This is a genomic window from Hydrogenophaga sp. ZJX-1, from assembly GCF_048590325.1.
Classification (GTDB): domain Bacteria; phylum Pseudomonadota; class Gammaproteobacteria; order Burkholderiales; family Burkholderiaceae_C; genus Hydrogenophaga.
Genome location: NZ_JBMBRA010000008.1, coordinates 185080 through 196894 on the forward strand (window position 1 = coordinate 185080; position 11815 = coordinate 196894).

The 11815-nt window shown below is 60.4% G+C and carries 12 protein-coding genes and 1 tRNA gene; 11 read left to right on the forward strand and 2 right to left on the reverse strand.

Annotated features, from left to right (window positions below; all coding sequences use genetic code 11):
- The first annotated feature begins 205 nt into the window (after positions 1-205).
- From petA to ACN5W5_RS20915, 6 genes are all read left to right on the forward strand, one after another.
- Entirely contained in the window at positions 206-811 is a 606-nt protein-coding gene (gene petA, locus ACN5W5_RS20890; RefSeq protein ID WP_226465289.1) for a ubiquinol-cytochrome c reductase iron-sulfur subunit, read from the forward strand.
- A gap of 36 nt (positions 812-847) precedes the next feature.
- Positions 848-2257: a cytochrome b gene (locus tag ACN5W5_RS20895; RefSeq protein WP_420050364.1), complete on the forward strand. Its 1410-nt coding sequence runs from the start codon at positions 848-850 to the stop codon at positions 2255-2257.
- Positions 2258-2288: 31 nt separating this feature from the next.
- On the forward strand, positions 2289-3047 hold the full coding sequence (locus ACN5W5_RS20900) for a cytochrome c1 (RefSeq protein ID WP_420050365.1): 759 nt from the start codon (positions 2289-2291) through the stop codon (positions 3045-3047).
- Positions 3048-3168: 121 nt separating this feature from the next.
- Positions 3169-3780 carry a glutathione S-transferase N-terminal domain-containing protein gene (locus ACN5W5_RS20905; protein WP_177132899.1) on the forward strand — a complete coding sequence of 204 codons (612 nt, stop codon included), beginning with the start codon at positions 3169-3171 and terminating at the stop codon, positions 3778-3780.
- 56 nt (positions 3781-3836) lie between these two features.
- A complete protein-coding gene (locus ACN5W5_RS20910; RefSeq protein WP_420050366.1) occupies positions 3837-4358 on the forward strand; it encodes a ClpXP protease specificity-enhancing factor in 522 nt (173 codons plus the stop codon).
- A 19-nt stretch (positions 4359-4377) separates the two neighbouring features.
- Positions 4378-4453 (forward strand) — tRNA-Thr (locus ACN5W5_RS20915).
- Between the two features lie 56 nt (positions 4454-4509).
- Here the strand turns inward: ACN5W5_RS20915 and ACN5W5_RS20920 are convergent.
- Positions 4510-4824, reverse strand: coding sequence for a hypothetical protein (locus ACN5W5_RS20920; protein ID WP_420050367.1), 315 nt, complete (start codon positions 4822-4824; stop codon positions 4510-4512).
- Between the two features lie 45 nt (positions 4825-4869).
- On the opposite strand from ACN5W5_RS20920, the gene ACN5W5_RS20925 reads away from it, so the two are divergent.
- From ACN5W5_RS20925 to ACN5W5_RS20945, 5 genes are all read left to right on the forward strand, one after another.
- The gene (locus tag ACN5W5_RS20925; protein ID WP_420050368.1) at positions 4870-5820 is read left to right on the forward strand and encodes a M23 family metallopeptidase; all 951 of its coding nucleotides are present in this window, start codon (positions 4870-4872) and stop codon (positions 5818-5820) included.
- Between the two features lie 169 nt (positions 5821-5989).
- Entirely contained in the window at positions 5990-8749 is a 2760-nt protein-coding gene (gene secA / locus ACN5W5_RS20930; protein WP_420050369.1) for a preprotein translocase subunit SecA, read from the forward strand.
- Positions 8750-8875: 126 nt separating this feature from the next.
- On the forward strand, positions 8876-10123 hold the full coding sequence (argJ, locus tag ACN5W5_RS20935; protein WP_420050370.1) for a bifunctional glutamate N-acetyltransferase/amino-acid acetyltransferase ArgJ: 1248 nt from the start codon (positions 8876-8878) through the stop codon (positions 10121-10123).
- A gap of 109 nt (positions 10124-10232) precedes the next feature.
- Entirely contained in the window at positions 10233-11138 is a 906-nt protein-coding gene (locus tag ACN5W5_RS20940) for an ATP-binding protein (protein ID WP_420050371.1), read from the forward strand.
- Positions 11135-11587 carry an NUDIX domain-containing protein gene (locus ACN5W5_RS20945; RefSeq protein WP_420050372.1) on the forward strand — a complete coding sequence of 151 codons (453 nt, stop codon included), beginning with the start codon at positions 11135-11137 and terminating at the stop codon, positions 11585-11587. The genes ACN5W5_RS20940 and ACN5W5_RS20945 overlap by 4 nt, the downstream gene beginning before the upstream one ends.
- 27 nt (positions 11588-11614) lie before the next feature.
- Here the strand turns inward: ACN5W5_RS20945 and ACN5W5_RS20950 are convergent, their stop codons facing one another.
- Positions 11615-11812, reverse strand: coding sequence for a DNA gyrase inhibitor YacG (locus ACN5W5_RS20950; RefSeq protein WP_210826778.1), 198 nt, complete (start codon positions 11810-11812; stop codon positions 11615-11617).
- Positions 11813-11815: the final 3 nt, after the last annotated feature.

Here is an 11815-nt window from a genome sequence, read left to right on the forward strand (position 1 = left end):
GCGCCAGCGAAACCATTTTCCCATGGGCGCGTAGGTACGGGTCTTTCAATTCCAACCACTGACTCAGGTCAACAGCCGGGTTCCGGCGCCAAGCCACAATACGGCGCGAAGTGCCACGGGCAACCAAAAATGGCCTTGTTACGCTCCGGTACAATGCAGGGTTGCCCCTAGTATTTCCGTCACGAACCGTCATTGAAAGATCCTCATGAGTGAAGCAACCGTTGATGCGACTGTGGACAACAGCCGCCGCACGTGGCTGATCACATCCTGCGCCATGGGTGGTGTGGGAGCAGCTGCCGTCGCCGTTCCTTTTGTGAGCACGTTTCAGCCTTCCGAACGAGCCAAGGCGGCAGGGGCGGCTGTTGAAGTGGATATTTCCGGCCTGTTGCCCGGCACCAAGATGGTGGCCGAATGGCGCGGCAAGCCTGTCTGGATCATGCGCCGCAGCGAACAGCAGCTGGCCGATCTGGAGAAAATCGAGCCGCAGCTGGCCGATCCCAATTCGGAGCGCAAGTCGGTTCCGACGCCTGCGTACGCGCTGAACCGCCACCGCTCTATCAAGCCCGAGGTCTTTGTCGGCGTCGGTATCTGCACCCACCTGGGCTGCTCGCCCGGCGACAAGTTCACGCCCGGCCCGCAGCCATCGCTGCCGGATGACTGGGTTGGCGGCTTCCTGTGTGCCTGTCATGGTTCCACTTTCGACGTTGCTGGTCGCGTGTTCAAGAACAAGCCGGCTCCTGACAACCTGGAAGTGCCGCCCCACTACTACCTTTCAGACACAACGCTGCTGATTGGCGAAGAAAAGGCCTGACCGGCACCCGCAGGCAACCGACCACAGAGGCAATCCATGGCTGAATTCAAAGAAATTTCCCCCGACGCCCCGCTGGGCCAGAAAGCACTGAACTGGGTCGATAACCGGTTCCCGCTGTCCAAGCTCTTCAATGAGCACATGGCCGAGTACTACGCACCAAAAAACTTCAACTGGTGGTACATCTTCGGCTCGCTGGCCCTGCTGGTGCTGGTGATCCAGATCGTCACCGGCATCTTCCTGGTGATGCACTACAAGCCCGACGCCAACCTCGCATTCGCCTCGGTCGAGTACATCATGCGCGACGTGCCTTGGGGCTGGTTGATCCGCTACATGCACTCCACAGGTGCGTCGGCGTTCTTCATCGTGGTCTACCTGCACATGTACCGGGGCCTGATTTACGGCTCGTACCGCAAGCCACGTGAACTGGTGTGGGTGTTCGGTTGCGCCATCTTCCTGGTGCTGATGGCTGAAGCGTTCATGGGCTACCTGCTGCCCTGGGGTCAGATGTCCTACTGGGGTGCCCAGGTGATCGTGAATCTGTTCTCGGCCATTCCCTTTGTTGGTCCTGATCTGGCTTTGCTGATCCGCGGTGACTTTGTGGTCGGTGATGCCACGCTCAACCGCTTCTTCAGCTTCCACGTGATCGCTGTGCCGCTGGTGCTGCTGGGCTTGGTGGTGGCGCACATCATCGCGCTGCACGAAGTGGGATCCAACAACCCGGACGGCGTAGAGATCAAGGGCCCCGGCGCACCGAGAGACGCCCATGGCCATCCGGTCGACGGCATTCCCTTCCACCCCTATTACAGCGTGCACGACATCTTTGGCGTGTCGTTGTTCCTGATGGTGTTCTCGGCGATCGTGTTCTTTGCGCCCGAGTTCGGCGGCTACTTCCTGGAGTTCAACAACTTCATCCCCGCCGATCCGCTGGTGACACCGCTGCACATTGCGCCGGTCTGGTACTTCACGCCGTTCTACTCGATGCTGCGTGCAATCACCAGTGAAATGATGTATGCCCTGATTGCCTGCGTGTTGCTCGGCGCGTTGCTGGGCGTGGCCAAAGCCAAACTCAGCCTCGTCATGAAGGGCGCAGTGGTGGGCGGTGCCGTTGTGCTCGTGGCGCTGATGATGGCCATTGACGCCAAGTTCTGGGGTGTGGTCGCCATGGGTGGCGCCGTGATCATCCTGTTCTTCTTGCCTTGGTTGGACAACAGCCCCGTCAAGTCGATCCGCTACCGCCCGAACTGGAACAAGTGGTTGTATGCCGTGTTTGTCGTCAACTTCCTGATCCTGGGCTATTTGGGTGTGTTGCCACCGTCGCCCGTGGGTGAACGTGTTTCGCAGGTCGGTACCCTGTTCTACTTTGGCTTCTTCCTGCTGATGCCTTGGTGGAGTCGGCTCGGCGAGTTCAAGCCGGTGCCGAACCGCATCAACTTCAAGCCTCACTGAGACACACCAGCACAAGCGGAGAATCAAGCAAATGAAAAAAATCCTTCTGGGCTTTGCACTGGCTCTGGGGCTTTCGGCCAGCGCACTGGCTGCAGGCGGTTTTGGCGTACCAATTGAAAAGGCGCCCAACCGAACCAACGACGTGGCGGCCCTGCAAAACGGCGCCAAGATCTTTGTCAACTACTGCCTGAGCTGCCATTCGGCATCCTTCATGCGCTACAACCGTTTGCGCGACATTGGCCTGACCGACAAGCAGATCGCGGAGAACCTGACTTTTGCCACCGACAAGATCGGTGACACGATGAAGGCCTCGATCAATCCCCGCCAGGCGAAAGAGTGGTTCGGTGCCAATCCGCCCGACCTGACCGTGATCGCGCGCTCGCGTTCCGGTGCTGGTTATTCGGGTGCGGACTACCTCTACACCTTGCTGCGCAGCTATTACCGCGACGAAACCAAGCCGACCGGCTGGAACAACCTGGTGTTTCCGAACATCGGCATGCCCCATCCGTTGTGGGAGCTCCAAGGCGAGCGCAAGCCCGTCATGGAAAAAGTGAGCAGCCATGGCCACGAAGTGGACGTCCTCAAGGGCTGGGAGCAAGGCAAAGCGGGTCGTTTGAGCGCAGCTGAATACGATCAGAACGTGGGTGACCTGGTGGCCTACCTGCAATGGATGGGCGAACCAGCCCAAAATACCCGGGTGCGCTTGGGCGTCTGGGTGATGCTTTTTCTGGCGCTGTTCACCCTTGTGACATGGCGTCTGAATGCCTCTTTCTGGAAAGACGTCAAGTAACTCACGCACCGCTTCGGGCTTCCGGTTTGATCCGAATGGCCTGAAAATCCACAGTGGTTGGCCTGTTGCCGTACACGAGCGGTCAGGTCGGCCACTGTTTTTGCATTAAGGAGACTCCTCTATGATGGTTTTGTATTCGGGAACGACTTGTCCCTATTCCCACCGCTGCCGCTTCGTCCTGTTTGAGAAGGGCATGGATTTCGAGATCCGCGATGTGGACCTGTACAACAAGCCCGAAGACATCAGCGTCATGAACCCTTATGGCCAGGTGCCCATTCTGGTTGAGCGTGACCTGATCCTGTACGAATCGAACATCATCAATGAGTACATTGATGAGCGCTTCCCCCACCCCCAGCTGATGCCCGGTGACCCCGTGGACCGTGCACGCGTGCGGCTGTTTTTGCTGAACTTCGAGAAGGAGCTGTTTGCCCACGTGTCCGTGCTGGAATCTCGCAGCACGAAAGGCAATGACAAGGCACTGGAAAAGGCACGGGCCCACATCCGTGACCGCCTGACCCAACTCGCGCCGGTGTTCCTGAAGAACAAGTTCATGCTGGGTGACAACTTCTCAATGCTCGATGTGGCCATCGCGCCGTTGCTCTGGCGTCTGGACTTCTATGGCATCGAACTGAGCAAGAACGCAGCGCCGCTGCTCAAGTACTCCGAGCGGATTTTTTCGCGTCCAGCCTACATTGAAGCACTGACGCCTTCTGAAAAAGTCATGCGCAAGTGATGGGTCGTGGCGGCTTTGCCATGACCTGTTGACGAGACACAGACCTTCATACATCCATGAGCCTCCCTGATCAGGACACCCCTTCCACCCGTCCTTACCTCATCCGCGCGTTGCACGAGTGGTGTGTCGACAACGGATTGTCGCCCTACATCGCCGTCCAGGTGGATGGGTCTGTGAAGGTGCCTTTGGAGTTTGTGAAGAATGGCGAAATCGTCCTCAATGTGAGTTTTGACGCGACCAGTTCGTTGCACTTGGGCAATGAGTTCATCGAGTTCAAGGCCCGGTTTGGTGGCGTTGCTCGGGAGATCGTGGTCCCCATCGATCACGTTGTTGCGATCTATGCGCGCGAAAATGGACAAGGCATGGCGTTTCCGGCACCTGCTGCGGGTAGCTTTGCCGGCCTCTCGTCTTCGGATGCGGTGTTGGCGCCTGTTCGAGCCGACGACGCCGAGCGGGCCAATCTGCGCGCAGTGCCCAGTGATCAAACGGCAGAGGCCAAGTCTGCGGCGACGGATGAACCGCCACCCCGTGGTCCGAACCAGGGTGGTGGGCGTCCAACGCTCAAACGGGTCAAGTAAAATCAAACGTTAGCTATCCGCCGCTTTAGCTCAGTTGGTAGAGCACTCGCCTTGTAAGCGATAGGTCGTCTGTTCGAGTCAGACAAGCGGCACCATTTGATGGATGTTCGGGTTGCAGTGTTTGGGGGCAGGGCTACTCTCTGCGCACGATTCAGCGTTGAGGTGTCTGTACCTTGATGCGAATATTGCTGACGCGTGCGCCTTGGTGCGTGAGGGTTTGCTGCAGGGCGGGAAGCAACTGACGCAATTTGGTTGAGGCGGCGGCGCTGCTGACCAGCAGGCACCATTCGGTTTCATGTATGGGGCCGGCCTGAACCTGACGCCGCAGAGCAGCCGGAATCAGGTGCTGGATCTGTTCCAGGCACCGTTGGGATTCGCGGATTCGTTCACGCAACGCGGCCAGCGTGGGGGCGGCACTGGCAGCCTGTTCCAGGCTGAACTGGGTCTGATATCGGTGTTCGGGCATGGGGTGTCTCGGGGCTGACCCGTTACCGTCAGAAAGGTTTGAAACGTGCACATCATTATCACGGATGCCTGGCTCGCCAAGAGTCGGGCGTTGCATCTGAACGGTATCAGACTCGTTGCCATGGGAGCGTTCGCGTCGCTCTTGATGATGTTGGGCGCGGTGGCTGCTTACCACTGGGTCTTTCTGGAAGGTGTTCGCCAGGGTTGGCCCGGTTTTGGTTCTGTGGCCCGTCTGGTGACGCAAGGCGAACTCGACTCCAAGGAGCTCTACATGCGCGAGAACCTGGATGCGATGGCTCGCAAGCTGGGCGAGATGCAAGGTCGCATGGTGCAAATTGAATCGCTTGGCGAGCGTGTGGCGGGATTGGCAGGCATCAATCCCCAGGAATTCAAGATTCCCGCGGGTTCCGGCGGTGCGCTGGTGGGCGGGCGAGATCTGACGGTCGATGAACTGATGGCTGCCATGGACCAACTCGACCGCAACACCGGTTCGAGAGTCGATTGGTTGACGGTGGTGGAATCTCGCCTGTTTGATCAGAAGATCCTGCGCACCATGGTGCCCACCGAGGAGCCTGTGCAGGGGGTCCGGGTGGGTTCTCCTTTCGGTTTCCGCATTGATCCCATCACCGGGCGTTCGGCCATGCACACGGGACTGGATTTTCCCGCGGACACGGGAACCCCGATCCTCGCTGCCGCAGGCGGTGTGGTGGTGGTGCAGGAGGTCCACCCTGCCTATGGGAACATGGTGGAAATCGATCACGGCAACGATCTGATCACCCGCTACGCACATTCCTCCCGCGTGCTGGTCAGGAAGGGCGATATCGTCAAGCGGGGGCAGAAGATCGCAGAGGTTGGCTCTACCGGGCGATCGACAGGACCTCATTTGCATTTTGAGGTCTGGGTATCAGGGGTTGTGCAAGATCCCAGGCGTTTCCTGGACGCGGGCGAAAACCTCGCGGCAGCGCAGCTGGCACCGAGAGGTCCGCGCAGGCAGTGAGTGCGCCTTGGTGCGCCAGTTAAAATCCCCACTTTGCTCTTGAAAGAGCAGCATTTGCAGGCACATCAGGGGTTTACCGCCTTTGTGCAGCAACCGCTGGCAAGAGCCCTCCGATTCCCTTTTGCCTGTCCGGCACGTCTTGGCACGTTGTCGGTGCAGGCCCGCATGTATGGCCACAAACATTCTCACCAAAATATTTGGTAGTCGCAACGACCGCTTGCTCAAGACCTATCGCAAAACGGTGGAGCGGATCAATGGCCTTGAACCGCAGTTCGAAAAACTCAGTGACGAAGACATCAAGGCCCAGACCGAAGTTTTCAAGCGCCGCATAGCGGATGGTGAGGCGCTGGAGTCGGTGTTGCCGGAGGCGTTTGCGTTGGTGCGTGAAGCCAGCAAGCGTGTGATGAAGATGCGCCATTTCGATGTGCAACTGGTCGGTGGCCTGGCATTGCACCATGGCAAGGTGGCTGAAATGCGCACGGGTGAGGGCAAAACGCTGACTGCCACGCTGCCGGTGTATCTGAACGCGCTCACCGGCAAAGGTGTGCACGTGGTGACGGTCAACGACTACCTGGCCAGCCGCGATGCCCAGTGGATGGGCCGGCTCTACACCTTTCTCGGACTCACAGTGGGTATCAACCTGCCGCAGGCGCCGCGCGAAGAGAAGCAAGCTGCCTACCGCGCCGACATCACCTACGGCACCAACAACGAGTATGGGTTCGACTACCTGCGCGACAACATGGTCTACGAGGCCGGTGATCGCGTGCAACGGGGGCTCAACTACGCCATCGTGGACGAGGTGGACTCGATCCTGATCGACGAGGCCCGCACGCCGCTGATCATCAGCGGCCAGGCGGAAGATCAGACGCAGGTTTACATGGCGATCAAGCAATTGATTCCGCACCTGACCCGCCAGGAGGGCGAGGCCGACCCGCGCACCGGTGAGGGCGTGACCAAGCCGGGTGACTTCACGGTTGATGAAAAATCGCACGCGATCCACATGACCGAACAGGGCCACGAGAACGCCGAGCGCCTGCTCAGCCAGGCCGGCCTGCTGCCCGAGGGCGCATCGCTCTACGACCCGGCCAACATCGCCCTGATGCACCACCTGGTGACTTCGCTGAAAGCACACCACCTCTATCACCGGGACCAGCACTATGTGAACCAGGGTGGCGAGATCGTTATCGTGGACGAGTTCACCGGGCGACTGATGTCGGGCCGCCGCTGGAGCGATGGCCTGCACCAGGCGGTGGAGGCGAAGGAGGGCGTCGCGATCCAGCCGGAAAACCAGACGCTGGCGTCCATCACGTTCCAGAACTATTTCCGTCTGTACGGCAAGCTCTCGGGCATGACCGGTACGGCCGACACCGAAGCCTACGAGTTCCAGGAAATCTACGGCCTGGAAACGGTGGTGATTCCACCCAACCGCGTCAGCAAACGCACCGACCAGCTCGACCGCGTGTACAAGACGACACCGGAAAAATACGCCGCAGCCATCGAAGACATCCGCGAGTGCCATGAGCGTGGCCAGCCGGTGCTGGTGGGGACTTCGTCGATCGAAAACTCGGAAATCATTGCCGCGCTGCTGGTGAAGGAAAACCTGCCTCACGAGGTGCTCAACGCCAAGCAGCACGCCCGCGAGGCCGACATCATTGTCCAGGCCGGGCGCCCCGGTGCCATCACCATCGCCACCAACATGGCGGGTCGCGGCACCGATATCGTGCTCGGCGGCAACCTGGAGAAGATGACCGCAGCCATTGAGGGCGACGAGTCGCTCGACGAAGCGACCAAGGTCTCGCGTATCGAAGCTCTGCGCCAGCAGTGGCAGCTGGACCACGAAAAGGTCAAGGCGCTGGGTGGTCTTCGCATCATCGCCACCGAGCGCCACGAGAGCCGCCGCATCGACAACCAGTTGCGCGGGCGTTCGGGCCGCCAGGGTGACCCGGGCTCATCGCGCTTCTACCTGAGCCTTGACGATTCGCTGATGCGGATCTTCGCTGGTGACAAGGTGCGCGCCATCATGGAGCGCCTGAAGATGCCTGAGGGGGAGGCGATCGAGGCCGGTATCGTAACGCGCAGCATCGAAAGCGCGCAGCGCAAGGTTGAGGCGCGCAACTTCGATATCCGCAAGCAGCTGCTCGAATACGACGACGTGTCGAACGACCAGCGCAAAGTGATCTACCAGCAGCGCAACGACATCCTCGACGCGGAAAGCCTGCGCGCCCAGATCGATTCGCTGCGCGATGGCTGCTTCACCGACCTGGTGCGCGAATACGTGCCCGAAGGCAGTGTGGAAGAGCAGTGGGATCTGCCAGGCCTGGAGCGCGTTTTGCGCGAGCAATGGTCGGTCGATGCGCCGGTGGCTTCGTGGGTTTCTGATGCCGAGTCCATCGATGCCGAAGAAATTGTCGAGCGTGTGCTGGTCGCGGCCAAGGGGGTGTTTGATCAGAAGGTCGGCATGGTGGGTGAGGAGAACTTCACTCAGTTCGAGCGCATGGTGCTGCTGCAGACCATCGACAGCCAGTGGCGCGAACACCTGTCTGCGCTGGACTATCTGCGTCAGGGCATTCATCTGCGCGGCTATGCGCAGAAGCAGCCAAAACAGGAATACAAGCGCGAAGCCTTTGTGCTGTTTGGTCAGTTGCTCGACAGCGTGAAGAACGATGTCAGTCGCATTCTTATGAACGTGCGTGTGCAGTCGGCAGAGCAGATCACCGAAGAAGCCGAGCAGATGGAAGCACGGGGTGAACAGATTGCCAATGTGACCTACACCGCGCCCACCGAAACGGGCGAGGTCGAGAGCCGGTCGGGCGCCGGTGATACAGGTCTTGCAGGCAGTGATCCCGCCGTGGCGCGTGTTGGGCGCAACGACCCATGTCCGTGTGGCAGTGGGAAAAAATACAAGCACTGCCACGGTTTGCTCACTTGATCCTCCTTGCGCCGCTGACGCCGCCTCTCAGGGGGGCAGCGCCCGCGGCCTGACCAAGCCAGTTCCTTGGAGTTGTGGCTTGAATGCCCTTCGATCTTTGCGTTTCTCAATCTGGAGTCTGTTGCCATGGCTGTGAACTACACCGCGCCCCAAGCCGAGGATCTGTTATCGGTTGCCGGTGTGCGCATTGGCGTGGCCGAAGCGGGGATCCGCAAGACCAATCGCAAAGACCTGACCGTGTTTCTTCTTGATGAAGGATCTGCAGTTGGGGCTGTTTTCACGCAAAACCGCTACGCAGCGGCGCCAGTCCAGGTGTGTCGGGATCACTTGGCGGCGGGGCAGGGCATCCGTGCCATGGTCATCAACACGGGCAACGCCAATGCCGGGACGGGGGAGCCGGGGCTGCAGAACGCGCGCCAGACCACCAACGCCCTGGCGCTGGCTCTGGGCGTGCAGCACGAGCAGGTGCTGCCGTTTTCCACTGGCGTGATCATGGAGCCCTTGCCCCTGGACCGTCTGCTGGCCGGCCTGCCTGCTGCGTTGTCAGATGCTGGTGGCGCGGAGGGTGCCACCGGTTCGCAATGGCTCAAGGCGGCGGAGGGGATCATGACCACCGACACCCTGCCCAAAGCCATCAGCCGCCAGGCTGTGGTGGGTGGCAAGACCGTGACGGTGAGCGGCATTGCCAAGGGTGCGGGCATGATCCGACCCAACATGGCGACCATGCTGGGCTACATGGCCACCGACGCAGCCGTGGCGCCTGCCTTGATGAACTCGCTGGCCAAGCGCTTGGCCGACAGTTCGTTCAATCGCGTGACGGTGGATGGAGACACCTCCACCAACGATTCCTTCGTGGTGGTGGCCACGGGCCAGGCCGGCAATGCCTTGGTGACTTCGCTGGACAGCCCCGAGGGGCAGGCCTTGCTGGTGGCAATGACCCAGGTGGCCCAGTTTCTGGCCCACGCCATCGTGCGAGATGGCGAAGGTGCAACCAAGTTCATCACCGTGCGGGTGGAAGGTGGGGGCTCATCGGCCGAATGTTTGCAGGTCGCTTATGCGGTGGCCCATTCGCCGTTGGTCAAAACGGCCTTTTTTGCCAGCGATCCGAATCTTGGCCGCATCCTGGCGGCGGTCGGGTACGCCGGCATTGCCGATCTGGATGCCACCCGGATCGAGTTGCATCTGGGTGACGTGCACGTGGTCACGGCGGGCGGCCGCCATCCGGACTACCGCGAGGAAGACGGCCAGCGTGTGATGAAGGATGCCGAGATCCTGGTCCGCATTGGTCTCGGCCGTGGGACGGCGGTGGAGACGGTCTGGACTTGCGACTTCAGCCACGACTACGTGACGATCAACGCCGACTACAGATCTTGACCCCTTCCGCCGCGCCGTGCGCGGCCCCCTCCGGGGGCGACGTCTGCAGCCTGGCAAGGCCGGTTCTGCGATGTCTCCGGAAGGTTTCCTTGTGCGCTGAGGGCTTGCGATGAACGAAAAATTTGAACGACTGATCGAACGGGCCGAACAGCTGATCACCCGCATCGAAACGGTACTGCCCCAACCGCTGGGTGCGCCGGACTGGAAGGCATCGGTGGCCTACCGCTACCGCAAACGCAGCAGTGGCCATGGTGTGCTGGAGCCGGTGCGGCATGTGGCCCACATGCGCCTGGACGATCTCCAGGAAATTGACGGCCAGAAAGACAAGATTCAGCGAAACACCCTGCAATTCGTGAAAGGCCTGCCGGCCAACAACGTGCTGCTGACCGGGGCACGTGGCACCGGCAAGTCGTCGCTGGTCAAGGCCTGTCTCAATGAGTATGCGGGTCAGGGCCTTCGACTGATCGAGGTGGACAAAGCCGATCTGGTGGATCTGCCCGATATCGTCGATGTGGTGGCCGATTGTCCCGAGCGCTTCATCGTGTTTTGCGATGACCTCAGTTTCGAAGATGGGGAGCCCGGCTACAAGGCGCTCAAGTCGATTCTGGATGGCTCGGTATCTGCCGCCGGGCAGAACGTCCTGATCTACGCCACCAGCAACCGACGCCACCTGCTGCCCGAGTACATGAAGGAAAACCTCAGCTACACGCACACACCCGACGGGGAAGTGCATCCGGGCGAGGTGGTGGAAGAAAAGATTTCTCTGTCGGAGCGCTTTGGTCTCTGGGTGAGCTTCTACCCGTTCAGTCAGGACGAGTACCTGAGCATCGTGTCTCAGTGGCTCGCAGCGTTCGGCATTTCGTCCAGTGACACTGAGGCGGCACGGCCTCAAGCGCTGGTCTGGGCATTGGAGCGCGGGTCCCGCAGTGGCCGCGTGGCGTACCAGTTTGCCCGCGACTATGCGGGCACCCATGCCGCAGGAAATGCCCGACCTGTGCCCGGGCTAAAACCATGAACGATCCGGTGCTGGTGGTGGATGCGGAACACACGCGCGACACGTCGCCCGAACGTCCGATCGTTGATGTGGCTGTCGGGGTGTTGATTGCGCCCGGCGGTGAGTTTCTTCTCACGAGTCGCCCAGAAGGCAAGGTGTACGCAGGGTATTGGGAGTTTCCGGGCGGCAAGCTGGAGGCAGGGGAAACGGTGGAGCAGGCCTTGCGCCGCGAGTTGATCGAAGAGATTGGTTTGACGATCGGCGCCGCATTGCCCTGGCGCGAAAAACTGGTTGACTATCCCCATGCCCTGGTGCGGCTGCACTTCTGCAAGGTGCATGACTGGTCGGGTGAGTTGCAGATGCACGAGGGACAGACGTTTGCCTGGGAGCGTCTGCCCGTTCGCTGCTCACCGGTGCTGCCCGGCACGGTACCGGTGCTGGAATGGCTGATGGAAGAGCAGGTCACCTGAGTCGGTCAGACGCGGCGTCAGCCCAGGTCAGCTCTGCTCAAAATCGGGATCTGTGTTGGGGGTTTGTTCAGGCAGTTTGAAGCGTTCGCTGGCCCAGGCTCCGAGGTCCAGGTTCTTGCAGCGCTCACTGCAGAACGGTCGGTAGATGTTGCTGGGAGCGTAGATGCTGGGACCTTTGCAGGCCGGGCATGCAACGGTTTTCACGGTGAATTCGGGTTCCGGCATCAA